The 24,391-nt window shown below is 43.9% G+C and carries 20 protein-coding genes; 9 read left to right on the forward strand and 11 right to left on the reverse strand.

The genetic code is table 11. The features are described 5' to 3' along the window. Positions 1-138 precede the first annotated feature (138 nt). From FCL46_RS07370 to FCL46_RS07390, 5 genes are all read right to left on the reverse strand, one after another. Entirely contained in the window at positions 139-675 is a 537-nt protein-coding gene (locus FCL46_RS07370; protein ID WP_136806988.1) for a tetratricopeptide repeat protein, read from the reverse strand. Between the two features lie 960 nt (positions 676-1,635). After that, positions 1,636-2,250 (reverse strand): acetate uptake transporter, encoded by a 615-nt coding sequence (locus FCL46_RS07375; protein WP_136806989.1) that lies wholly within the window; start codon positions 2,248-2,250, stop codon positions 1,636-1,638. A gap of 402 nt (positions 2,251-2,652) precedes the next feature. Next, the gene (locus tag FCL46_RS07380) at positions 2,653-3,039 is read right to left on the reverse strand and encodes an iron-sulfur cluster assembly scaffold protein (protein WP_136806990.1); all 387 of its coding nucleotides are present in this window, start codon (positions 3,037-3,039) and stop codon (positions 2,653-2,655) included. Between the two features lie 472 nt (positions 3,040-3,511). Continuing rightward, on the reverse strand, positions 3,512-4,933 hold the full coding sequence (locus FCL46_RS07385) for a sigma-54-dependent transcriptional regulator (RefSeq protein WP_136806991.1): 1,422 nt from the start codon (positions 4,931-4,933) through the stop codon (positions 3,512-3,514). Next, on the reverse strand, positions 4,930-6,843 hold the full coding sequence (locus FCL46_RS07390; RefSeq protein WP_136806992.1) for a cache domain-containing protein: 1,914 nt from the start codon (positions 6,841-6,843) through the stop codon (positions 4,930-4,932). The genes FCL46_RS07385 and FCL46_RS07390 overlap by 4 nt, the downstream gene beginning before the upstream one ends. Positions 6,844-7,538: 695 nt before the next feature. On the opposite strand from FCL46_RS07390, the gene FCL46_RS07395 reads away from it, so the two are divergent. From FCL46_RS07395 to FCL46_RS07430, 8 genes are all read left to right on the forward strand, one after another. Continuing rightward, a complete protein-coding gene (locus tag FCL46_RS07395; protein ID WP_136806993.1) occupies positions 7,539-9,434 on the forward strand; it encodes a propionyl-CoA synthetase in 1,896 nt (631 codons plus the stop codon). A 99-nt stretch (positions 9,435-9,533) separates the two neighbouring features. Further along, a complete protein-coding gene (gene sucC / locus FCL46_RS07400) occupies positions 9,534-10,691 on the forward strand; it encodes an ADP-forming succinate--CoA ligase subunit beta (RefSeq protein ID WP_136806994.1) in 1,158 nt (385 codons plus the stop codon). Between the two features lie 96 nt (positions 10,692-10,787). Beyond that, a complete protein-coding gene (sucD, locus tag FCL46_RS07405) occupies positions 10,788-11,660 on the forward strand; it encodes a succinate--CoA ligase subunit alpha (RefSeq protein WP_136806995.1) in 873 nt (290 codons plus the stop codon). Positions 11,661-11,821: 161 nt separating this feature from the next. Next, positions 11,822-13,372 (forward strand): acyl-CoA carboxylase subunit beta, encoded by a 1,551-nt coding sequence (locus tag FCL46_RS07410; RefSeq protein ID WP_136806996.1) that lies wholly within the window; start codon positions 11,822-11,824, stop codon positions 13,370-13,372. A gap of 28 nt (positions 13,373-13,400) precedes the next feature. Next, on the forward strand, positions 13,401-13,679 hold the full coding sequence (locus FCL46_RS07415) for an antibiotic biosynthesis monooxygenase family protein (protein WP_136806997.1): 279 nt from the start codon (positions 13,401-13,403) through the stop codon (positions 13,677-13,679). Between the two features lie 28 nt (positions 13,680-13,707). Further along, positions 13,708-13,941, forward strand: a complete 234-nt coding sequence (locus FCL46_RS07420) for a hypothetical protein (protein WP_228723346.1) — start codon at positions 13,708-13,710, stop codon at positions 13,939-13,941. A 307-nt stretch (positions 13,942-14,248) separates the two neighbouring features. Beyond that, complete coding sequence (locus FCL46_RS07425; RefSeq protein WP_136806998.1) at positions 14,249-16,213, forward strand: pyruvate carboxylase subunit B; 1,965 nt, start codon at positions 14,249-14,251, stop codon at positions 16,211-16,213. Between the two features lie 128 nt (positions 16,214-16,341). Beyond that, positions 16,342-16,866, forward strand: coding sequence for a gamma carbonic anhydrase family protein (locus FCL46_RS07430; protein ID WP_136806999.1), 525 nt, complete (start codon positions 16,342-16,344; stop codon positions 16,864-16,866). Between the two features lie 13 nt (positions 16,867-16,879). Here FCL46_RS07430 and FCL46_RS07435 read toward each other — a convergent pair whose 3' ends face one another. The 5 genes from FCL46_RS07435 to FCL46_RS07455 all read right to left on the reverse strand — a co-directional run bounded on the left by FCL46_RS07435 (position 16,880) and on the right by FCL46_RS07455 (position 21,878). Further along, entirely contained in the window at positions 16,880-17,866 is a 987-nt protein-coding gene (locus tag FCL46_RS07435; RefSeq protein WP_136807000.1) for an NAD(P)-dependent alcohol dehydrogenase, read from the reverse strand. Continuing rightward, positions 17,863-18,852: an NAD(P)-dependent alcohol dehydrogenase gene (locus tag FCL46_RS07440; RefSeq protein WP_136807001.1), complete on the reverse strand. Its 990-nt coding sequence runs from the start codon at positions 18,850-18,852 to the stop codon at positions 17,863-17,865. The genes FCL46_RS07435 and FCL46_RS07440 overlap by 4 nt, the downstream gene beginning before the upstream one ends. A 211-nt stretch (positions 18,853-19,063) precedes the next feature. Next, positions 19,064-19,831 carry a sugar phosphate isomerase/epimerase family protein gene (locus FCL46_RS07445; RefSeq protein WP_136807002.1) on the reverse strand — a complete coding sequence of 256 codons (768 nt, stop codon included), beginning with the start codon at positions 19,829-19,831 and terminating at the stop codon, positions 19,064-19,066. A 267-nt stretch (positions 19,832-20,098) separates the two neighbouring features. Continuing rightward, entirely contained in the window at positions 20,099-20,656 is a 558-nt protein-coding gene (locus tag FCL46_RS07450; RefSeq protein WP_136807003.1) for a class I SAM-dependent methyltransferase, read from the reverse strand. A 34-nt stretch (positions 20,657-20,690) separates the two neighbouring features. Continuing rightward, positions 20,691-21,878: an epoxyqueuosine reductase gene (locus FCL46_RS07455; protein ID WP_136807004.1), complete on the reverse strand. Its 1,188-nt coding sequence runs from the start codon at positions 21,876-21,878 to the stop codon at positions 20,691-20,693. A 430-nt stretch (positions 21,879-22,308) separates the two neighbouring features. Here FCL46_RS07455 and FCL46_RS07460 point away from each other — a divergent pair, with 430 nt between their 5' ends. Further along, the gene (locus tag FCL46_RS07460) at positions 22,309-22,731 is read left to right on the forward strand and encodes a hypothetical protein (protein WP_136807005.1); all 423 of its coding nucleotides are present in this window, start codon (positions 22,309-22,311) and stop codon (positions 22,729-22,731) included. Positions 22,732-23,155: 424 nt separating this feature from the next. Here FCL46_RS07460 and FCL46_RS07465 read toward each other — a convergent pair whose 3' ends face one another. Further along, positions 23,156-24,130, reverse strand: a complete 975-nt coding sequence (locus FCL46_RS07465) for an alginate O-acetyltransferase AlgX-related protein (protein ID WP_136807006.1) — start codon at positions 24,128-24,130, stop codon at positions 23,156-23,158. Positions 24,131-24,391: the final 261 nt, after the last annotated feature.

The raw sequence follows: 24,391 nt of genomic DNA on the forward strand, positions 1-24,391 counted from the left end.
GCCTGGCAGGGAATGACTTTTCTACGAGGATTCGCTTTGCTTGCTTATCAACTAACCTCTTCATTATTTTCAAAAAATATTACTCACATAAGGCGTGTTTCGGGGACTCACCTGAGCTTTGAAATATCTATTTCTAACCTATCCTTTCATTCTGTTTGCCTTATTGGTCATCTCTTTTTTCAGTAGCAGAACCAGGCTGGCTGCTTTAGGGTGTCCTTCTTTCTGTGCCAGTTCCCACCAGTAGAGTGCTTTGTCAAGATCTTGTTGAACTCCTAAGCCTTGAGCATACAGGTGTCCGATACTTATATGTGCATCGAAATATCCCTGGCTGGCTGCAACTTTGTAGCATGTCATCGCTTTCTGGTAGCTTCGGTCAGTTCCCTTCCCTGTATTGTACATAATCCCAAGTAACAGGTTGGCATGGGCGACAATTTTTGCATCAGCATTTTCATGATCCACTATGCGCTGATACCAGTATTTCGCTTTTGAATAATCCTGTTTTACACCGTTACCAGTAGCATAGAGATGGGCTACGTAACTCTGTGCGTTTACATCACCGTGTTGGGCACGATCGAAAATCGGTTTACCGGATATTATGGAAGCGTGGACGGAATGAGTGGAGCACAGCAGGAAAATGAGAGCTACAAGGATATGTCGCAAAGCTGGAGATACCAAAATATAACCTCAAATTCAAATTTTTGGATTATTAACCAGAAGTGCCATTGTCTAGCTAATTTGAAAAATTACAAATGTCTGTAATTCCATAATAAGGTAACAACATATCAATGATCTATATAAGATCAGGAAAAAAACGCAAGGTTTGAGTGTGATTATGCGTATTAAAATACAACCCTGTGGTATCTGTTCTACTTGACAATGAAATTTTTGTATTGTGAGGATAGCATGGCATAACAATGAGATGTGTGATGTGCGACTATTTTCCCTGACTATTCTGGGATGCGGTTAAAAAAATAGTACGGAAATTGAATGGCACGCGATTATCTCATGATTTTGTTTCAATCAATCCTATTTGTCGAGATCAGTCGAACAGAATTAGACATCTGAGGCATGACAGAACTGTAGGACTTTTTAGGGTTAATATGACATCTCGTCTGTTTAGCAGGAATGGTTTTTCGAAGAATGAACAGGTGAAGAGTGAACATATATGGGTAAGATTTCCGGAAACTATATACAAAAGTAACTTTACCTGTCATGTAGTTTTTAACATACTGAAATGCCATACGATTGGCAGGTTGTGATGATGATCTGAAGTGTTCTTTTTGTAGTGTGTTGCGTATAGAAATATTTTCAGTGTCGATTACCTGAGTCTGACTGCTAATTGGTTGATACTCCCTGTGAGAAACTATGTATGTTATTGCATCTGTGCAGTCTGCTTTTGCCGGAGAAGGTTCGAAATTCATTAAGTGTTCAATTAAACAACCCTGTCAGGCGGATACCAAAAAAAATAGCGGGTAGGGTGGACTAGTGGTTTGTGGTGTTGCTATTAAATTGTTGGAGATTTAAATCCGCTGACAGGATGGAGACATTACATTTGAGTCGGTAAGGGACCGAGGAAGGTGGTGGGTGGCCCCTTACCGGGTACTGCGTGGGATCGCATAAGAGCGATATTTATTTTTAGGCTTTTGCCGCTTGCATTTGTTTTTCCTGAGCAGGTTGTGGATCAATCCAAGGCTTGCCAACAGGAAGAACGTCACGACCGAATATCTGCATGAAGATAACGTGTGCCATCATGTACCATGCATTCAGGGCGCAAAGGATAAGTACGTACGCTGCAACTTTGGTCATTGCCGGATATCCGAAATGTGCAAGGTCGAGCAGGATAAATCCGATAAGCAGCAAGGTGAAGGTCGATGCCATTGCACCGTGAATGCGAAGAGCTGCAAACCAGAGAATAGATGTATAGAGAGTCCAGACTACAAGGAACCAGCCTATATCGGTACCACTTGATTTGTAGATGCCGAAATGGTTGAGCATGAAAATAATTGAAAGTGAAATCCAGAATGCGCCGTAGGAAACAAAGGCGCTGTAGCCAAAGTTATTACCAACCTTAAATTCCTGAAAGCCGGCTATCATCTGTGCGAGTCCGCCAAACATGAAGCCAAGGGCTACAATAGGGCCGACGCCGCATAGGCCGAGGTTATGAAGCTGGAGGATCAGGGTGGTCAGGCCGAAACCAGCCAAGCCGACTACTGCAGGGTTTGCCATTGGGGTGCCTTTTGCGTCTGCCATGCTCTATTCTCCATAAAAAAGTTTGTGTGTTTCCTCTTCCCACATGCGTTGGGGATAGGCGCTTAATCATGTGAATTATAAAGCAAGAGTAATGCCAGTATTGATATTTTGTTAAGTGTTGTTAAAACAGGAAGTTAGGGCTGGTGTTCGTGTTGTTGGAGGTTACAACAAAAGTTGTTAGATATTTTTCATTCTGGTTTTTATGCTGATTTAGCACGGTTATACGACATTACAATAAATGTTGTGATTACAACAAAAGTTGTAAGGGGAATAGCGTTACCGGTATTGAGTGAAACACTATTTTTAAATGAAAACATATCGGAAAAGTATCTTTTAATCAGCATATTGGAGAGTAATTGAAGGTGCCGAAGGGGGGAGATGTGTGGTATGTAGAGAATGTGGTTACTCCTTCTTGACGCTGGCCAGGGCAAGGTAGTAGGTGCCTACAGTCAATTCGGCACAGTGATGATGGTCTGATGGCAGAGTTTCGAGATAATCAATAAGTTGAGATGGCGTTATATCCCATGATTTCTCGAGAGGTTTACCTTCAATCAATTGTGCCAGCGCATTGCAGCAGGCATTGGTATTTAAGCATCCCTCTAATTTGAACCTCAGTTGCTTGATGCAGCCGTTGTGTATTTGCAGGTAGATCGTGATTGTGTCCCCGCAATCACCCGTTTTACTGCCATATCCATCTGGTTTATCGATAACTTCCTGTCTATCATACAAGTATGCCATTGTGAGAAATGTGTCTGAATGGTCTTGCCAGAAATCGAATTCTTTTTTCATGTCGTAAGCAATGTGGTTCGTTGAATAGTTATTTGATTATGCTCTTTGTATCTGTTCGTGTTTGTTGAGACTGGGCAGCTGCGTTGCTCATGTAGGTATTTCTACAGATTCAGGGGTTCCGGAGTTGAAATGGATGGGTAACGAGTTACCAGTTGAACAGGTACGGATATCACAAATACGGTGATCCTGCCAGTGTTACATTGTGGATATGGTGTGGGCTTGCAAGATGTTTTGGCCAAATAACAGTGTGTTAGCAGGATGCTTTAAAAGTTGATTGTAATACGTATATTGTGGCTAGTGTCCTGTCATGCCTCAGATGTCTAATTCTGCTCGCCCTTTTCACTTCCTGACTTCGTTACTCCTTCTGTTACATAGCGCTACTATGCTCAATCAGTCGTGCCTTGCAGGAAGAGAAAAAGCTTCGCATTATTACGACATTTGACACATGACATGACACTAGAGTTGTCGGCGTCTACTTCTCCTCAGAAAAATTTTTAAGTCGTTTGCTGAGAGCCTGTTGGGATATGCCGAGAAGTGAGGCCGCGATAGATTGATTATTATTTGCTCTGGTCATCGCTTCTTTAATGAGCATACGGGTAGCTTGTTTGATGCTTGGTAATACATCGCTCTGGGTGAATGAAGGGGAGGTATTGAAGTTGACGGTGTTTTCCGCCATATCAAGTTTGCGCATTCGAGCCATATGTTCGCGAAATACCATGAGCGACAATATTCCGTTTTTGTTTTGCGCCATAGCATCAAAAATCATAGCCTGAAGTTCGCGAATGTTTCCCGGGAAGTTATAGGTTTCCAGTAATGTTATGAGCTCAGCAGGCATTTTAGGAATACTTTTATTTAAAGCGGTGGCGGCAAGCTGTAGAAAGTGAGCACTCAGTAATCCTAGATCTTCTTTACGCTCGCGCAATGGTGGTGCATGGATGCGATGGGTACGTATTCTGTAATGAAGGTCTTTTCTGAAGAGTTTCTTTCTTTGAATGTCCCATAAATCTACGTGAGTTGAAGCAATGACACGCGCGCTGCTTGTTCGGACGTTATCCTGGCCGAGAGGCATATATTCGTTTTCCTGCAAAAGCCTAAGAAGTTTTACCTGTGAAGCCTGGGTGAGGTCACCTATCTCATCAAGGAAAATAGTGCCGCCGTTTGCGCGTTCCAGCAGGCCGCGTCTATCAGCCTCTGCACCTGTGAATGCACCTTTGACATGGCCGAAAAGGGTGTCAGAGAAAACGTTATCGTCAAGGCCTGCAACATTAACCGCCACAAATTCGCCTGACCTCTGACTGAGGTTGTGTATAACGTGTGCGATAAGCTCTTTGCCGGTTCCTGTTTCACCTCGAACTAAAACCGGTTGGTCAGTAGTTGCAATGGATTCGATGTATTGAAAGATTTCAACCATTTTAAGGCTACGCGTTACAATGGTTTTGAACGCATCCGGGTGATCTAGTCGTTCGGTTATATTATCACACTCTTGCAACGTGTTTTGGATGGTTACCTGGCCTGATTGTAATGACTTTTTTACTGCTGAAAGCAAGCGTTCTTCATCCACCGGCTTGACTATATAGTCTGACGCACCTGATTTCATGCAATGAACTGCGGTTTCTGCATCAATTCTTCCTGTAATTATTATGACGGGTATTGACGGGTACAGTTCCGACAGTTTCTCAATAATAATTTCACCTTTTACATGCGGCATATTGAGGTCAAGCAGAACTACACTTGGTTTTCTCTGCTCAATAATCGCCATCGCCTGACGACTGTCGGCACAGGTAATGACATTATTCATGCCAGCCATGTTTAATATGGTGTCTACTGAAAGAAGTATTGCTTCTTCATCGTCAATAACGAGAATCGGGTCGTATGGGTTGAGTGTGCCAGTCATATCATTCTTCCTGCTACTTCGTCCATGTCATAACGTGGCAGTCGCGCCGTGGCGATAGTGCCTTTGTCAGGTTCTGATTTGAAATTCAGCCAGCCATGGTGGTTTCGAATAATTGTATCTGAAATAGAAAGACCGAGCCCTGTTCCGCTGATATCGCGTTTAGTTGTGAAGAACGGGTCTTTTATTCTATCGAGTAATTCCGGAGTCATGCCGACACCCTGGTCTGCTACTTCGAGAATGATTTCTTCTGATTCTTCAAGATAATGGGTGGTAACCCGTATTGGCTTGTCAGGTGAATCTGTGGCCTGGCAGGCGTTTACCAGCAGGTTAATGATAACCTGACCCAGGCGTTGACTATTACCGGGAAGTATAGGCAGATTTTCGTCATACGTCACCTTGAAATCCTGAGTAGCCTTTTTTATTACACTTGAGAGCAGGCCGATGGAAGTCTCAACAACCTGATTAAGGTTGACAGCTTCTTTGAGTTCTGATGGTGCCTGTCGTGAAAATTCTTTGAGTTCTCCTACAATACGCTGGACTCTGGAAACCCCATCCTGTGAGAAGTGAAGGAGTTTTGGCATGCGGTCGCGAAGCTGCATGTACGGCATACCGCCTATCTCAAAATCGGTGTTTTCAGAGTAGTGTAGATCGAGTATTGGTTGAGCAGCGTCCCAGAATCGTTCATATACCTTGAAATTCAACATAACTGAAGAGATGGGGTTGTTGATTTCATGCGCCACGCCTGCAACGAGTGTTCCCAATGCTTCCATTTTGTTGGTTTGCATGAGTTGCTCCTGGCGGAGCTTTGCTTCAACTTCTGCTCGCTTTTTATCTGTAATATCACGGGCAGTTAGAAGGAATGTCGGTGGTCCGCTTGAGCTGTCCATTATTGCAAATGTGGCTTCAATCGGCACGTGATGACTGTCAGCCGAGACAAATTCTGTTTCAAGCATAGAATCGTTGCTGTTGTCAGAATTTGTGCTGTCAATCTTGTGGAGAAATTCCTGTTGATGAGGGGGCGGCAAAATATCGAGAATAGATTTGCCGATAACTGAATCTATAGGATAACCGCAGATTTTACTAAACGACGTGTTAGCGTAGTTTATGCGAAGGTCACGGTCAAGAAGCAGAATCATTTCTTTTGCGGTTTCAGTAAGCAGCCGATAGCGAATTTCGCTTTTTCGCAAGGAAATCTCCATTTCCTGGCGCTTGGTTTCAACACTGGTTCCCTGCCAGATTATATATACAGAGAGTATGGAAATAATGAGGAGGATTCCAAGAAATATATATGTCATGTTTTGGGTTATAGCGGCAACCTGTGCGTGAACATCCTCAACATAGACACCTGTGCCGATGACCCACTGCCAGGGGAGATATTCCTGAACGTAGGAGATTTTCGAAAAAATTCTTGATGGATCATCCTGCCACTGCCAGTGGTAGTTCACATAGCCGGCCCCTTCTGATTTTACGGCGGCAAGAAAATCCTGAAACAGTCTTTGCCCTGCAGGATCAGTTTCGTCGGTGACATCCTTACCTTCGAGATCAGGCCGGTAGGGGTGCATGATCATGCGTGGATATGTATCGTTGATCCAGAAATAATCTTTGTTGTCAGGGCCGTACCGCAGATCACGTAAATGATTGATAGCCTGCTGTTTTGCTTCTTTTTCTGTTAAGGCACCATTCAGTGACATCTTTGCATAATGCTTGACTGAACTCATAGCTGAATTGGAGAGCGCATGGATCATTTCACGCTTTCTCTCCATGAGTTGGTCTTCCATTCTCGGGAGGATATACCCGAAGAAGGTCGCGATAAAGAGAAACATTGAGAGCAGCACAGGGAGAATGATTTTCACGGGGATGACCTGTGAAAATGATTTTTTTCCGTATTTTCCAGGTATTGGCAGGTCCATTCTGTTCTCTTCGTTCACGTATATATTGGTTGTAATACTTATAAAAAACCTACTTATCGTTGGAAGCCCGACACGTTATGCTCTCTATTAAAAAAATATGACTTGGGCATTCAATTGTTCATTTGTGCTTATGTGAAACAATATTTTTCCTGAGATAACATGAGCGGCAAACAGGTGTTCATTCAGGAAACGGGTTTGTACCATGTTGTTAAGCGCTTTTTTTTCATCTTTACAACGTTCTTATAGAAAAAATGCATAAATACATTGAGATAAAATTGACACATTTTGTCACTTTATTACAAAGTGTTTGCTCGGAAGAATAAGAAATTGTTGGATATTTCATAAATATGATTTGTTATAAAATGATTAGAGTAACAATGTTATTGTCATTATTATCCTATTGATATTTGTTGTCAATAAAATATCGTTAAAATAGATATATAGGATCTTTTTTTAAATAATAACACAATTTTTTTATTTGTTTTAAGCGTGTTTTGTCTTTTGAGCGTTAGTCTTTTATATACCTGAAAAAACGTATTTTTTTATCTTGGTGGATTTTGGAGGCGATTGCTGTAGTCTCTTAAAATGTAACAACGTTTAATAAAGTACTTGCCGTATCTATGCGATTGCTGTATACAGATGGAAGTGGTTAGGGTGGACCGGTGGACTAAAATCAGACCAAAAGGGGAGTGATTATGACTAGTTTTGATGCCGTTTTTCAAAGTAGTATCGACAACCCAGAAGAATTTTGGGCGGAAGCCGCAAAAGGTATTACTTGGTACAGATGGTGTGACTCTGTTCTGGATGCATCAAACCCTCCGTTCTACCGCTGGTTTCCCGGCGGTAAAATGAACACATGCTATAATGCCGTTGATCGTCATGTCGAAAGTGGACGTGCAGATCAGACGGCTATCATTTACGATAGTCCTGTAACAAACACCATCAGGAAAATCACCTACAAGGAACTGCAGGGTGAGGTCGCGCAATTTGCCGGGGGGTTGAAAGACCTTGGCGTAGTTAAAGGCGATACGGTTATTATTTATATGCCGATGATTCCTGAAGCAGCTGTTGCAATGCTTGCCTGTGCTAGAATTGGTGCAATTCACTCGGTGGTTTTTGGTGGTTTTGCAGCTCATGAACTTGCAATTCGTATCGATCACGCTCAACCAAAAGTAATTATTGCTGCTTCGGGCGCTATTGAAGGTAAGAAAACACTTGCCTACAAGCCTCTCATCGATGGCGCAATCGAGCAGTCTACCCATCAGGTAGAAAAAGTGGTCATGTTCCAGCGTGACATCATTAAGGCAGAAATGATTCCTGGTCGCGATTTTGACTGGACCGAAATTGCAGCAAAAGCACAGCCTGCAGATTGTGTTGAGCTTGAAGCAACTGATCCTCTCTATATCCTTTACACTTCCGGTACCACCGGAATGCCTAAAGGGGTTATCAGGGATAACGGCGGTCACGCGGTTGCTCTGAACTGGACCATGAAGAACCTGTATGATATCGATCCGGGTGAAGTCTGGTGGGCGGCATCTGACGTTGGTTGGGTTGTTGGTCACTCCTATATTGTATATGCACCGCTGATTCAAGGTTCTACTACTGTCCTGTACGAGGGTAAGCCGATTGGTACACCTGATGCCGGTGCTTTCTGGCGTGTAATATCTGAGCACAACGTCAAGTGCCTGTTTACTGCTCCGACAGCATTCAGAGCGATCAAGAAAGAAGATCCAAATGGTGAGCTTTACAAGAAATATGACATGTCCAAATTTGAATGTCTCTATCTTGCTGGCGAACGTACAGATCCTGATACGCTGCATTGGGCCGAAGATCTGCTGAAAGTACCGGTAATTGATCACTGGTGGCAGACTGAAACTGGTTGGGCCATTGCAGGTAACTGTCGTGGTATCGAAGAATTACCTGTTAAAGAAGGTTCTCCTACTAAGGCATTGCCGGGCTGGAACGTTCAGATTCTCGACAACGATAACAACGTCGTTGAACCGAATACTGAAGGTAACATAGTTGTAAAACTGCCTTTGCCTCCTGGAACACTCACCACCTTATGGCGCAACGAAGAACGTTTCATTAAATCGTATATGACTAACTTCCCTGGCTATTACGAGACCAGTGATGGTGGATATATTGATGAGGACGGCTACATTTATGTAATGGGTCGTATGGATGACGTTATCAATATAGCTGGTCACCGTCTGTCTACTGGTGCCATGGAAGAAGTAATCGCAGGACATCCGGATGTTGCTGAGTGTGCTGTATTCGGAACTCATGACCAGATGAAAGGTCAGTTGCCTGTCGGACTGTTTGTGCTGAAAGCTGGCGTAGACAGAAAAGAAGAAGATATCAAGAAAGAACTGGTGCAGATGGTTCGTGATAAGATCGGACCGATCGCATGTTTCCGCGATTCTGCTCAGGTTGCAAGGTTGCCGAAGACTCGTTCAGGCAAGATCCTGCGTGGTACCATGCGCTCGATAGCCAATAACAAGGAATACAGCATGCCTTCTACCATAGATGATCCAGTCATTCTCGACGAGATCACCGAAACCCTCAAATCCATAGGGTTTCCTAAGGCGTAGTTCAACGTTAGCAGCTACAAATCGTAGCTGAAATCTCACTTATTTCCATAGAAGCAGCCGGTCCCTTAAGGGGGCCGGTTGCCTCCCAAGGGGGTATTTATGAAAATTCATGAATATCAGGCCAAAGAACTGTTCCGCAAATACGATGTTCCGACACCCGAAGGTGGGGTAGCCGATGATGTGGCGCAAGTCGAGAGTATCGCAGAAAAACTCGGACTTCCGGTAGCTGTAAAAGCGCAGATTCATGCCGGTGGTAGAGGAAAAGGCGGAGGAGTTAAGCTGGCCCGAGCGGCTGAAGAAGTGTCCAGCGCTGCAAAAGATATTCTGGGCATGACACTGGTAACTAAGCAGACAGGTCCGGAAGGGCAACTGGTACGCAAAGTTCTGGTGGAGAAAGGCGTAAATATCAAGAAGGAACTGTATCTTTCGATAATTCCTGATCGGGATACTGCCTCAATTGCAATCGTCACCAGTCAGGATGGCGGTATGGATATCGAGGAAGTTGCTGCCAGTACACCTGAGCGTATCATTAAGGTCTTCGTTAATCCGTTGATTGGTATTCAGGGATATCATCTCCGTGAGGTCATGTTCGGCCTTGAGCTTGAAAAAGAGGTAATGAAACCCTTTGGGCAGATTCTGAAGAATCTCTATAACCTCTTTGTTGATTACGATTGTTCAATGGTAGAGATCAATCCATTGATCATTACAGAAGAGAACGGCGTTGTTGCACTGGATGCAAAGATGGATATCGATTCAAGCGCGGTCTATCGCCATCCTGACGTTAAAGCGATGCACGATCCATTTGAAGATGATCCTGCAGAGCTTGAAGCAGCCAAGTTTGACCTCAACTACATCAAGCTCGATGGTAATGTCGGCAATATGGTAAATGGCGCCGGTCTTGCTATGGCGACAATGGACATCATTAAGCAGGCGGGTGCTAATCCGGCAAACTTCCTTGATGTTGGTGGCGGTGCTAATGCTGAAATGGTTGAGAATGGATTCCGTATTATCCTGAGTGATCCTAATGTGAAGGGAATCCTGATTAATATCTTCGGCGGAATCCTGCGTTGTGATGTACTGGCACAGGGTGTTGTTCAGGCTGCAAAGAAAATCGATCTGAATGTACCTGTAGTGGTTCGCATGGAAGGAACAAACGTGGATGAAGGCAGGCGGATTCTTGCTGAATCAGGGCTTAGTCTTATCAACGCTGAAAACCTTGCAGATGCAGCTCAGAAGGTTGCGGATATAGTTGCCTGATTGGCTGGCACGAACAGGCAATCAGGAACCAGGAATCATTACACTGCTGCCGGGAGAACTGGCGTGCAGGATATCATAACCAGTTGAAGGTGCGATATGTCCATTTTTATAAATAACGAAACACGTGTACTTGTTCAGGGCATCACTGGCAAGGAAGGGCAGTTTCATACCCGGCAATGTATAGAATACGGCACCAACGTAGTTGCTGGTGTTACGCCCGGTAAGGGCGGCCAGATGATGGATGATGTACCTGTATTTAATACAGTTGCCTCAGCGCGAAAAAGCACTGGAGCCAATGCCTCCATGATTTTCGTACCACCTCCATTTGCTGCAGATGCAATTCTTGAAGCAGCGGATGCCGGTATTGAGTTGATCGTCTGTATTACCGAGGGTGTACCGGTAATGGATATGCTGAAGGTCAAGAATTACCTTGCCCAGTGCAGCAGCAGACTTATCGGGCCGAACTGCCCGGGTATCATCACTCCAGGTGAGTGCAAAATCGGCATTATGCCGGGACCAATTCATACAGCAGGCGGGCCGGTCGGTGTTGTTTCCCGTTCAGGAACCCTGACCTATGAGGTTGTTCATCAGTTGACTGCTGTTGGTTTAGGCCAAACTACCTGCGTAGGTATCGGTGGTGATCCTGTTAATGGTACAGGCTTTATCGATTGCCTTGAGGCGTTTAATGCAGATCCTGCCACAGAAGCGATTGTTATGGTTGGTGAGATCGGTGGTAGTGCTGAAGAAGATGCTGCAGCCTGGATTAAGGCGAATATGGAAAAACCAGTGGTTGGCTTTATCGCAGGTCTGACAGCTCCTCCGGGTAGACGAATGGGTCATGCCGGTGCAATCGTCAGTGGCGGTAAGGGAACTGCTTCAGCAAAGATTAAAGCGATGGAAGATGGCGGATTATATGTATGTAAGGATCTTGGTCATCTTGGAAGGTTGTGTAAAGAGGCTTTTTCTTAAGGCTGTTTACACTATGATGTCTCCCCGGTGCAAGGGTGGACACCGGTTGCCGGGTGAACAGATCGCAGTAAATCAATAAATAATAAATTCCTAATCGACAGTTGTGGTGTGTGTCTATTTAGCAGGAGATTTTATGTGGAATTTCAGTGCAAGGAGACAGCATGGATACAGGTGAACGGCTCAACCATCTGATGAAGCTGAGAGAAGAAGCTCGTCTTGGTGGTGGTCAGGAAAGAATTGAAAAGCAGCATGCCAAAGGAAGTATGACCGCAAGGGAGAGAATTGACGTACTGCTCGACCCCGGCACCTTTGAAGAATTTGACATGTTTAAATCTCACAGATGTCGTGAATTCGGCATGGAAAAGCAGGTTTTCCCGGGAGACGGTGTTGTCACAGGGTATGGCACAGTAAACGGCAGGATAGTGTACGTATTTGCTCAGGACTTTACAGTGCTTGGCGGCTCTTTGTCAGAAACATTTGCAGAAAAGATCTGTAAAATTATGGATCTGGCCATGAAAAACGGGGCGCCTGTCATCGGATTGAACGATTCGGGTGGCGCACGTATTCAGGAAGGTATTGAAAGTCTTGCCGGATATACTGAAATCTTTCAGCGAAATGTTATGTCTTCCGGCGTTATTCCACAAATCTCCGCAATATTTGGTCCATGTGCCGGTGGCGCTGTGTATTCTCCAGCCCTGACAGACTTTGTGACCATGGTGCAAAATCAGTCGTACATGTTTTTAACCGGACCCAAGGTTGTAAAATCAGTTACCCATGAAGACGTTACCGTCGAAGAACTCGGTGGTGCCAACATGCATGCAAGCAGGAGTGGCGTTTCAGATTACGCTGCGCCATCAGAGATTGAAGCCATCGAATACATCAAGGGCTTGCTCTCTTATATGCCGCAAAACAATATGGACAGCCCACCGCTTGTACCAACTGACGATCCTGCAACACGAAGGTCTGAGGAACTTAACGAGATTATCCCTGAGAATCCGAATGCTGCCTATGATATGAAAGAAGTCATTCTGCAGACTGTGGATAATAGGGAATTTCTTGAAGTTAAAGCCGACTTTGCTCCGAATATCCTTGTTGGTTTTGCACGATACAATGGCATGAGTGTTGGTATTGTAGCAAATCAGCCTGCCCATCTTTCAGGTGTGCTTGATATCGACTCATCTGTTAAAGCTGCCAGATTTGTTCGTTTCTGTGATTGCTTTAATATTCCTATAGTAACATTCGTTGATGTACCGGGATTTTTACCTGGCACAGTCCAGGAGTATGGTGGCGTAATCAGAAACGGAGCAAAAATCCTTTATGCTTTTGCTGAAGCAACCATTCCTAAGGTCACCGTTATTACCCGTAAGGCCTATGGTGGAGCGTACTGCGTAATGTCATCCAAGCATCTACGCGGTGATATCAACTATGCATGGCCTACTGCTGAGATTGCAGTTATGGGTGCTAAAGGCGCGGTTGGCGTTCTTTATGGCAGGCAGGCAAAAAGCGAAATTGATCCTAAAGGTTTTCTTGCAGATAAAGAGCAGGAATATCAGAATACCGTTGCAAACCCATATGTTGCCGCAGAACGCGGGTATATTGATGATATCATTGAGCCTGCGAAAACACGTGAGCGAATAGTTAAAGCACTTGGTTTGCTTCAGAATAAACGCGATACAAACCCGATGAAAAAGCATGGTAATATCCCATTATAGCGGATTCATTAATGTAGGGAGAAACGATATGGTCAAAGTGTTTATTAAACGAAAAGTTGCAGATGAGAGCCTTGTCCAGTTAGTGGGTTTGCTAAAAAAACTACGATCGCTAACGCTGAATCAACCGGGTTATGTCTCAGGCGAAACGCTTAAGCGAATGGATAAAGATGGCGAATGTATGGTCATTAGCACCTGGCGCTCAATTCAGGATTGGAACGACTGGGTACGAAATGGTGAACGGGTGGCTGTGCAGGGTGAGATTGACAAACTGCTCGGTATGGAAACGGAATATGAGGTGTATGGCTGAGCCGGACACGGTGATGTCTACAACTTAAATGAGATTATTGGCGGGTGACTTGATGGCAGATAAAAAAAAGAAAATGGCCGCGGCGTTGGCCGCAGTTAACGCCTATATGCAGCAGGAAGAAGCCGTTGCAGCCCAGCAGACCACTGAATTGCAAAGCGTATCCGCAGAAGTTGGAATGAGCCCTTGGAGTTTTAGCGGCAGGCAGGAAATGATGGCCATGCGGCGGCTGGTTCAGCTGAGAGTTTTTGATCGCTTAAGATAGTTTATATCCAAAAACTACCCTTTGGCTCAAGCTCAGCGTTACGCTTGAAATTTTTATCCTCAGAATATCAGTTATATGCCTGCGGTAAAAATCCCAAGCGTGCCTCGATCTTGAACCAAATGCTAAGTTTTAGGATTAAAACTAGATAGAATTGTCGGTCCCGTAAAACTCGAAAATATAAAAGAGCCTGAGTTAGACGTGTTGTAAAACACGTACCTCTTGCAGATAACCGGGCAATGTTTATAGCGAGTAATTTACGGGGTTGCAAAATTTCAATGTACTACGATCTGGTATAGGAGATAGCACCATGAGCGACAAGGTAAAATTAACCAAAATGAATTATGATGCCGACCGTCCGGCGGCGAAAAATCCAATCAAGATCATGGATCTTTCCCTGCGTGATGGACACCAGTCGCTCTTTGCGACCCGTGGGCGGACTGAAGATATGATCCCTGTAGCGGAAATGATGGATGAAGTTGGCTTCTGGGCCATTGAGACCTGGGGTGGCGCAACATTTGATACCATGCACAGGTTCTTAAATGAAGATCCGTGGGAGAGACTTCGCACATTAAAACGCTATATTAAGAAAACTCCATTTTCTATGTTGCTGCGCGCACAGAACCTGGTTGGTTACAGAAACTATGCTGATGATCTGGCATACGCTTTTGTTGATCGCGCTGCTGAAAATGGTATGGACGTATTTCGTACCTTTGACGCCTTAAACGATTACCGTAACTTTGAGACGGTTGTTAAGCAGATCAAGAAAAGCGGTAAACACTTTCAGGGCTGTATCTGTTACACACTGACAGAACCACGCCTTGGTGGTGAGGTGTATAATTCAGAGTATTATGTCAGAAAGGCTAAAGAACTTGAAGATATGGGCGCTGACTCTATCTGTTTAAAAGATATGGCTGGCTTGATGGCTCCGTATGATGCGTATGAACTTGTTAAGGAACTGAAAAAACAAGTTAAGGCTCCTATTCATCTGCATAGTCATTTCACTTCCGGTATGTCACCAATGACCCACCTGAAGGCGATTGAAGCAGGAGTTGATATTATCGACACATGTATGACTCCATATGCATATCGTACTTCACACGCTGCGGTAGAGCCTCTGGTTATGGCTTTACTTGGCACAAGCCGTGACACAGGTTTTGATATTAAAAAACTTGCGGCAATCAATGAGATTTTTGAGAAGCAGATTCTTCCAAAATATAAGCATCTGCTTGATGATTCCAAAGTTTCCATTATTGATATCAACGTGCTTCTTCATCAGACACCTGGCGGAATGCTCTCGAACCTTGTTAATCAGCTTCGTGAGATGGACGCGCTTGATAAGATTGATGAGGTATATAAAGAACTGCCACGTGTTCGTAAAGAGCTTGGCCAGATTCCTCTGGTTACACCTACCAGTCAGATCGTTGGCGTACAGACTGTAAACAACGTGCTCCATGATACACCTGAAGAGCGTTACAAGATGATTACAGGTCAGGTCAAAGATCTCTGCTACGGTCTTTATGGCAAGACTGCGGTACCTATTGATAAAGAACTGCAGAAAAAGGCGCTTAAAGGCTATCCGCGTGGTGAGACTCCGATCACTTCACGACCTGCTGAAGTACTTGAGCCTGAGCTTGAGAAAGCCATAAAAGAGGTCGGTGATCTGGCGGTCGATATCGATGATCAGATTCTGTATGCCATCTTCCCGGTAACCGGTAAGAAATTCCTTGAATGGAAATATGGCAAGGCAGAAGCACCTGACAGTGTGAAGCCTATAACTATGGAGAAAGTTAAGGCCCGTGAAGCACTGGTGAAAAAAGCTTTGGCTGGTGAACTCATCGAAAAGAAAGAGGGTACACCAGAGAAGACAGATGCTGTCCGTACGTTTAATGTGTTTGTTGATAATGAGTATTTTGCTGTAGATGTTGATCCTGTTGGCGGTGCTCCTGTCTTTGCAGCAGCGCAACCAGCTGTTGTATCCAGACCAGCTGCCCGCGCAGCTGCCGCACCTGCACCTGTAGCTAAGGCTGAGCCAGTTGCCGCACCTGCACAGCCAGTTAGCGGTACTCTTCTTGTTGCTCCAATGCCTGGCATGGTTGTTCGTTTTGAGAAAAAAGTGGGAGACAAGGTCAAGCAGGGTGACACTGTAATGATCCTCGAAGCTATGAAGATGGAGAATGCCCTTGTTGCTCCATGTGATGGCAGCCTTAACGCCTTGAATTTCAGTGTTGGCGACAGTGTTGTAAAAGGCGCACCACTTGCAGTTATTGCTTAGTATTAGTAAATTAGTGAAGTATAGCTAGCTGATATGGCAAATATAACGGGCATGAGATAACCTCTCTTGCCCGTTATCTATTGAGTTTATATCCGAAAACTATTTAACTCTTAGATCAAGTGAAAACTATGCTGATACGCGAACTCAACGGGAAAACACCACAGTTTGGAGAAGACTGTTTTTTTGCGGAGAATGCCACCGTTATAGGTGACGTGGTGATGGGGGATAACTGCTCGGTCTGGTACAACGCCGTCATTCGTGGCGATGTGCATTATATACGCATGGGTAATAAGGTAAATGTCCAGGATGGTGCGGTAATACATGCCACGTATCAAAAATCGCCGACCAATATCGGTAATAACGTCTCAATTGCTCATAACGCCATAGTGCATGGTTGCACAGTAAAAGACAATGTCCTGATCGGTATGGGAGCAATTGTTATGGATGACTGTGTTGTTGAGTCAAATTCGATTATTGCGGCTGGTGCTGTGGTTTCCAAAGGTACGCACGTTGAGTCTGGTTCTATTTATGCTGGAGTTCCAGCTAAAAAGATTAAGGATATCAGTGAAGAACTTATATCTGGTGAGATTGAACGTATCGCGAATAGTTATGTGAAATACTCTGGTTGGTATAAAGAACCTGAAGGTGAATAAAGTGTTTTGAGTATTAGGTTTGGTTGTCTTGTTTGACTGCTATTACTACTTTACCTTTGAAACGTCCTTCTCCAAAATACTTGAAAGCTTCAGCAGTATCGCTTAGCGGGAAACATCTGTCTATAACGGGTCTTACTTTTCCAGATTCAATCAGCGCGTTAAGGCTGTGTATATCTTTGTTTGGTTTATGCATAATTATAGCCAGCTTTTTTCTACTCATCCTGGAGATCAATAATCCAGGAAATACGAGTTGTAAGATTCTGGAAGATTTGCCTCCGACGGTGACATAATTTCCATCAGAGCTTAAAGCGCGCCTGTAATCGAAAATAGAGCGGTCTGTTTTTACATCAAGGATCAGATCATAACATTTCCCATTCTTAGTGAAATCTTCTTTGGTGTAATCAATAAGATGGTCTGCACCCAGAGATTTCATCATATCAAGTTTACCAGTGCAATCCACGCCGGTCACCTCAGCACCAAATGATTTGGCAATTTGGATTGCAAAGGTACCTACACCGCCGCAAGCACCATTAATCAAAACTCTCTGTCCCGGTTTGATCTCTGTTTTATCGCAAAGCCCATGCAGCGCGAGAAGTCCAGCCTGGGGTATTGCCGCTGCTTCTTCAAATGAGATTCCAGGCGGTTTCAGCGTTAATTCATTTTCACAAGCACATACATATTCGGCAAAGCCTCCCCAATGACCTTCACAAAGATCTCCAAACACCTCATCACCAGGATGAAACTGTTGAATATTTGTTCCAACCGCTTCAATTACACCTGCTACATCACATCCAAGGATTCTGGTCTTTTTCGGCCTTAGAATTCCGCTAAAAAGGCGATACTCTAACGGCCTGCCTGTCAACATTTCCCAGTCCCATGAATTAATGGAAGCTGAATGAACTTTTATCAAGACTTCATCGTCTTTGGGCTCAGGCTTTTCCACCTCATTTAATTCAAGAACATCCGGCGTTCCGTATTGTGTATATACAATTGCTTTCATAGTCCTTGTGACTTTCCCACTGAGATTATGACAGGCCCTAATCGTTGTTCAGTCTCAACTCTTTGATGAGCTTCGGCAGCTTTCTCAAGCGGGTAGATTTTGTCTACGATTGGATGTATTTTACCTTTCTCAATCATTTCTTTGAGTATGTGTAATTCTTCTTTCCTTTCTTCGGCAAAAACAAAAATCGCTGTCTTATTTGTAAACATAGATGTCAGAACAGATCTCAGCATGTCGGATATGCGGGGATTTGCAATGAGATAACGCCCGCTGTGGCTGAGTGATTTAATACAACTAGAATAGGAGATTTTAGAAACCATGTTAAAAATGACGTCATAGGTTTTGTCGCTTTTGGTGAAATCTTCCTTGGTATAGTCGATGAAATGATCCGCACCGATTCGGCGGATCATTTCCTCCTTGATAGCACTGTCAACTCCTGTAACTTCAGCACCCATTGCTTTGGCAATCTGTACTCCAAAAGTACCGATGCTACCGCCTGCACCATTGACCAACACTGTTTCCCCATCACGGATATGTGCTTTTCTCAAAAAATGGAGCGCATTCAAGCCACCGAGCGGTACCGCAGCTGATTCGACAAAGTTAAGATTAGATGGTTTGGAAACCAGTGTGTAGCTGGCTGGCACACAAACGTATTCTGCATATGCTCCCAACCGGAACCTGGTAGTACCGAAAACCGCATCTCCCTTTTTAAACTTTACAACGTGTCTGCCAGCGGATTCAATTTCTCCGGCAAAATACATTCCTAAAATGTGCTTTTTGGGCTTTAGTAAACCCATTGCAATTCGCAGCGGCAGCCAAAACCATATTACCGGAAAGCTGAAACTCCTCATTTCACAATCAGACTTTGTTGCCTCTGCCGCATGAACTTTTATCAAAACTTCATCGTCTGCGGGAATCGGCTTCTCGACTTCTTGAAGCTGGAGAACATCCGGTGATCCGTATCTTTTATATATAATAGCCTTCATGAATCATCTTCCATCATTGTCAAGATTATGACGACCTTATTTTGCATTCTGGAGTCTTGTGTAAGCGTGTATAATTTGATGTATTGAGACCGGCTTGTGTGGACAATTGAGTATTGATTTGCGTATCAATACTGCGCAGCACGTGTCTCATGCGAGCGACCCCTGGCTGCCAGATTCATAAGCTGAATAATGCGATCGTAATCGACTGACACTATTCCCAGAGTTCCTGAATCAACTCTCGGCTTAGATTCAGATATTTGTGTTGCATATTCGGATCATTGCAGAAAACTTCCAATGTAATTGTACTGTTGTAGCCGGTTGCCTTTAATGATTTTACTGCACTTTGCCAATTCACGGTTCCTACACCCAGGGGCATATGATCATCGGATCTGGATCGGTTGTCAGAAAAGTGAACATGTTGGATGTGTTCTCCCAGTTCACCACAAAAGACCTCATGATTATCGAAACCGAAGTTTGAGTGTCCGAAATCGAGATGCAGTTTTAAACCCGGTACTTCAGTCAGTAAATTTTTAAAGGTGGAAACTCGGTCAAAAGGGGTTCTGAAATTTTCAAATACCATTGTGAGACCATATGATGCAGCCATTTCGACAATGGGTGCTAATGCTTCAATATGGAATGAAATTAAATCCTTTCTCATAGCTGGCGGACAAAAATAACAGGGATGGATATTCATGACCTTCGCCCCCAAGGCGGAAAATATGCCTGCACATCGCTCCAGTTCGTTAAAGCAAGCTTCTCGCACTCCCTGTATCGGATAGGTATATGGGAGACAGGGATCAGTGTGTCCTGTGATAGATAAACCATAGGTATCAAGTGTTAGACTCAATTTACTACTATCAACATTGCTGGCGTTAGGACCTTCAATGGTTAAATCCAAAAAATCGAACCCGGCTTTTCCACAGAACGTTGCCTCATCGTAGACTGATTTTGACGGGTTGTTCATTATTCCTATTTTCATTTCGCTTTCCATTGGTTGGTGGGCAATAAATTAAGCCAAATAATCATATTTCAGCAAATCTATCTCAGGTTGTTATTAGTATAATGAATCTTCCAATGAGAAGAGGACCAGCTTCAGAACGAAGACAATTTCATTCATTGTGTTCAGGTCAATCACACCCTACTTCTCTCTTGTAACAGAAAAAATTTTCCTCAAAACGCTGCTATAGTTGTTTAGGTGGTTTGAGCGGTTAGCCGTGTTCAAATAGCACGATGGTATGCGCACAGGTCAGAGCTTCTGTAAAATTACTGCTTTGCTAAAAAGTACTTTAGGTCTTTCAATGGCTACAAAACCATAGTCCAAAGCTGTTTTGATAGTTTCTTCAAACGCATTTTTAGAAACATGGAAGGGCGGTTCTACAATAAGGACTTGTCCGTGTGGTTTTAATAACGCACAGATCTCGCTGAAAAACGTTTTTTGATTCGGGATCTCGTGAATCATGTAGAACGCGAGAATAAAATCGACATTTCCTGAGAAACCTATTCTGGTTTGCTGGCATTGATGCAATATGATACGCTTTTCAAGTTCCGTTCCATGAATTTTGGATCGTAATTTTTGAAGCATCCCTTCTTGCAAATCACAAGCAATAACCTGTCCGGATTCACCAACCAATTGGGCGATATCGATAGAGAAAAAACCTGGACCGCACCCGAAATCCAAGACTGTCATTCCTTCCTTGATGTAAGGCCCAAGTATTTTTCCAGGATTTTGTATCCATCTGCGAAATTTGTTATCAAGAGTACCTGCTCTCTCAACTGGACATACACGATTCTTTGTATCACTCACTGGGTTTTTTTTTCTCCAATCGAAGACTAGCACCTTAATCAGCGGAGCTGTCTTCTTCGTCCGCAGAAACACAATTTTGGTGAAGGTATTGTATTACCTCACGATCCAGTGGGAATTGGCCTTGCCATTTCTGAATTTTTGGTCGTTCTTTTGATAGTTCTTCACCAGGTACCATTACGTTCAGACCGAAGGGAGTTTGCACTTCAACGGATTTTTCGGTGGCCACCTCGTGGGAGCCGTCAAGCTTTAAAGCGGCAGTGCCGGAATTGACAATCAGCTTTCGGTTGGCAAGCCGCTCTTCCCGGCGGGGCGAACAGACACTGCGACAGAAACCGCATACAGTGTAGTAGAACCAGTCAGGGTCGAAGACCGCCTGCCGATAGTCGTTAAAGCTATTGTCGCCGGTTTGCATCTGAGGGTCCGCCTTCTGGAGGCTGATGCACAGTGAATCAAGTTCTTGCTTATCTTCGGGTAGTGGACGGCCGAGACGGTAGGGGCTCCAGTTGGACCAAGTCCCGGATAATGCCAAACCTTCATAGCCGGTGCAGCTTATCCAGCAACAGGTGTTTGGCCGCTTGCGGGATATGGTTTCGGTGACGCCGGCGACCATAACTTGCGTCGATGTATTGGGTTGAATCATTTCCACGGGACAGACGAGGCTGCATATTTTGCATTTGTCGCAAGGATGTTCTTCATCAGGTATGGGGGAGTCAGGCGTCAAGTTAGCCGAAGTTAAAACGCTCCCGAGCTCTACCAGCGCACCGTATTCCCTGGTTAGCAAATTACCACTCCACCCCAATCGCCCGACACCGGCAGCAAGGGCTGCATAGCGATGAGAAAAGTCTGGATGAAACTCGGTCATCTCTGTTATATCGGCGGCGTCTTTTTCAGGTCGATAGTTGTTGTTGAGGTCTACGTTGACGGCTTCGTATCCTTCCGAGCGGAGTTGTTCGGTGAGTGCATCACCAATTGTATAAAGCGTCTGAGCGATGACTTTTCGGTTGTCGCAGTGGGGGCGCCATGTCTTTTTGCTAATGAAGTGCTGCACGAGATCAATATCTAATGACAGCGCAAATGAAATAACCGATTTTGCAGTTGGCAAGATATAGCGCGGGTCGGCGGAGGGTGGTCCGTCGGCAAGGAGGTCTGTAGTGGTTATACCAACCAGATCGGCACCGAGGCTCATTGTCAGGGATTTAAGTCTCGTTTCCGTAGAGTCCATAGGATTCTCTCCTTAGATTTACTGTTCACTTCAGCATTTACAACTATGTCATTACATCGGTTACAGATAGTTTCTCTTTAGATGAGCACGTTCACCTTATGTTGATTACCCTATGTAATAATATTTTCTTTAGTTTATCACGGGTCACTAATCTAATACCATATTTATGGGCATGACCCTACCGTGTATGTTCTGAACATCAGGATGGTCTCATGGCGAATTTGGCCCAGGCGCTTTCTCTGGTTGCGTAAGAGAAATGTTGAAGATTGTGATTATTGGTTCAAATTGATTGCCTGCTTGGACGCAATACGGTAATAGAGACCTTCCTTTTGTTCCTGCGACTCATCATTCTTCGGAGTAGGTGATTAGACGCATTTTATGAAGAAGTACTTTCCCTTGAAAAAAAAGGGAATGAGTTTGGAGATAGCATATGACAGATATGAAATGGACTACGGTCAAAAGAAAAAGGAAAGATCCCGGTTCTGAAGAGCAGAGAGTCTCTTCAATGGGAGATCTCTCAGGCGGCAATTCAGGTGTCGGAAAAGTGACTGCGGGGAGTGTTCCGGAAGATAGCGGTTATGTGCGACGGCAGAAACCCAAATCCTCTATGAATCCTAAAGCGGTAACCGCAGAGCAGCAGCAACTGATTCAGAGGTTGTATGTGAATCTGGAGACGATTGCAAAACAGGTGATGACGACAAAACGATCCGACAAGGAGGCACATGAGCATGCCCTTCTGGAGATACGTTCACTCCTCGACAGGATCATCATCATCGACCCTTCACGGTTTGAGAGGCCCTTGGGGGATACTCTTGAGAATGCTATTACCAAAATCTACACGGTTGTAGCCTAGTGTCCTGTCATGCCTCAGGTGTCTAATTCTGCTTGCCCTTTTCACTTCCTGACTTTCTTGTCTGGAGTCTTCGCGATGCTCCGCTTACCTGCAATTTTAGTGCACTGCGATGCACGGATGAAGGAGCATAGCAGCGATATGTAACTGAATGAGAAACGAAGTCAGTGTGCTAAAAGGGCGAACAAGATCCGGTAGGTAAAGGTGTACAGAGTACTAGTGTAACTTAAATAAGTTATTGTTACTAATTTACCTGTCTGGCTAAGATTTCAATGGTAAAAACATTTTACCAACCCGTCAGATACTATCTCAACAGACAACGTGGAGCAAAAAGGGTTTAAGCATTGAGTTACGATTGACTTGCTTCATTGAAATGGGAACAGCTGTATAAATGCCTACCGGGTTGATAGTGAAACGTATAGATGTGTTAGTCCAAGTGGACGATTTTACTAATATACCTTTCAATAGCAATGGCTGCGAGTTGATTGCCCGCTATATTCCAATGTGTATCCCTAGGTCTATAAAGTTGCTGGGGTGAGTTTGAAAAATAATCATACAGGTCGATATTGTTAATATTCAGCTTGTCGAGCTCGTTCGATAGTAATGTGTTAGGACGTGTCATCTCTAATTTGTCGATATCTATATCTGGATAGTAGGCCTCCTTAACATCCCGTAATAATTTGTTATTAATTTGCAATTCGTCTGGAATAATTGCAACGACAAGCTTAATGTTATGTTGTTCACATATTTTTCTGATTTGTTTTAAGTAATATAGAGCGTTATCCAGTCTCTGGAGCAAGTCTTTGTTCTCGGGCAAATAGATAGAACTCCGATCGAATTCTATTTTCAGGTACTGTTCATGATCGAAACTCGGACAATGGTCACAATATCTGGCATTTCCATGAATGTTTTCGTCTTGGTATTTATGGCGCAAGTTAATCATATAATGAAAAAAAGAGGCCACAAATGAAGATTCGTAAGGTTTTCTCTTTTTGCTTTCATAAAAATCATTTCCTATGAAAAATGATAACAAAACCATATCAGGTTGAAGCTCTAAGCCCTCGTTTACAAACACTGAAAAATAATCTTTAGGGCCAATGGAAGGAATACCCATATTCAATAGCTCGATGTTGCTATTGATCAGTTTTAATTTGGATTCAACAAGAGTTAGATAATTGTATTCATATGGTACAACTCCAAATGAGAACGAATCGCCAATACCAATAAGTCGGTATTCGTCTTCTTTTTTTTCAAGGAATTCTTTGTCTTTAAAGCCACGAGAGTTAAGTGTAAAACCCCAGTCATCTGCGAAAGGTTTTCCTCGGAACCTGTCATACGATCCACTATAGAAAATATGCGATGGGTAGAAATGATTATATATACGTAGAGCAATTTCCCCCATAAATGCTGTGATCAGCAGTATCACAACAGATTGAAGAATAATGAATCCTATTTTTTTATAAATGTGTTGAATATTCAGAACAAATTGCCTCTTTTCACTAACGGTTTATGATTACCGGCGGCGACGCAAAGTGTTGGTCACCACCGCAAATTTAGATTGTTGCTTTTCAAATTTGCATAAACGTACTTTGTGGAGGCGCATTAGCGTGTTAGGTTTATGCGGTTCTGTCTCGTAATACAGTGTGTTTTCTTCCAGGTTACG

This window comes from Desulfosediminicola flagellatus (assembly GCF_005116655.2).
GTDB lineage: Bacteria > Desulfobacterota > Desulfobulbia > Desulfobulbales > Desulfocapsaceae > Desulfopila > Desulfopila flagellata.

Excerpts from the sequence above, each read along its gene's own strand:
- FCL46_RS07375 (WP_136806989.1), bottom strand. The coding sequence starts at position 2,250 with ATGGCAGACGCAAAAGGCACCCCAATGGCAAACCCTGCAGTAGTCGGC.
- FCL46_RS07380 (WP_136806990.1), bottom strand. The coding sequence starts at position 3,039 with ATGAAAAAAGAATTCGATTTCTGGCAAGACCATTCAGACACATTTCTC.
- FCL46_RS07385 (WP_136806991.1), bottom strand. The coding sequence starts at position 4,933 with ATGACTGGCACACTCAACCCATACGACCCGATTCTCGTTATTGACGAT.
- FCL46_RS07390 (WP_136806992.1), bottom strand. The coding sequence starts at position 6,843 with ATGGACCTGCCAATACCTGGAAAATACGGAAAAAAATCATTTTCACAG.
- FCL46_RS07395 (WP_136806993.1), top strand. The coding sequence starts at position 7,539 with ATGACTAGTTTTGATGCCGTTTTTCAAAGTAGTATCGACAACCCAGAA.
- sucC (WP_136806994.1), top strand. The coding sequence starts at position 9,534 with ATGAAAATTCATGAATATCAGGCCAAAGAACTGTTCCGCAAATACGAT.
- sucD (WP_136806995.1), top strand. The coding sequence starts at position 10,788 with ATGTCCATTTTTATAAATAACGAAACACGTGTACTTGTTCAGGGCATC.
- FCL46_RS07410 (WP_136806996.1), top strand. The coding sequence starts at position 11,822 with ATGGATACAGGTGAACGGCTCAACCATCTGATGAAGCTGAGAGAAGAA.
- FCL46_RS07415 (WP_136806997.1), top strand. The coding sequence starts at position 13,401 with ATGGTCAAAGTGTTTATTAAACGAAAAGTTGCAGATGAGAGCCTTGTC.
- FCL46_RS07420 (WP_228723346.1), top strand. The coding sequence starts at position 13,708 with ATGAGATTATTGGCGGGTGACTTGATGGCAGATAAAAAAAAGAAAATG.
- FCL46_RS07425 (WP_136806998.1), top strand. The coding sequence starts at position 14,249 with ATGAGCGACAAGGTAAAATTAACCAAAATGAATTATGATGCCGACCGT.
- FCL46_RS07430 (WP_136806999.1), top strand. The coding sequence starts at position 16,342 with ATGCTGATACGCGAACTCAACGGGAAAACACCACAGTTTGGAGAAGAC.
- FCL46_RS07435 (WP_136807000.1), bottom strand. The coding sequence starts at position 17,866 with ATGAAAGCAATTGTATATACACAATACGGAACGCCGGATGTTCTTGAA.
- FCL46_RS07440 (WP_136807001.1), bottom strand. The coding sequence starts at position 18,852 with ATGAAGGCTATTATATATAAAAGATACGGATCACCGGATGTTCTCCAG.
- FCL46_RS07445 (WP_136807002.1), bottom strand. The coding sequence starts at position 19,831 with ATGAAAATAGGAATAATGAACAACCCGTCAAAATCAGTCTACGATGAG.
- FCL46_RS07455 (WP_136807004.1), bottom strand. The coding sequence starts at position 21,878 with ATGGACTCTACGGAAACGAGACTTAAATCCCTGACAATGAGCCTCGGT.
- FCL46_RS07460 (WP_136807005.1), top strand. The coding sequence starts at position 22,309 with ATGACAGATATGAAATGGACTACGGTCAAAAGAAAAAGGAAAGATCCC.
- FCL46_RS07465 (WP_136807006.1), bottom strand. The coding sequence starts at position 24,130 with ATGGGGGAAATTGCTCTACGTATATATAATCATTTCTACCCATCGCAT.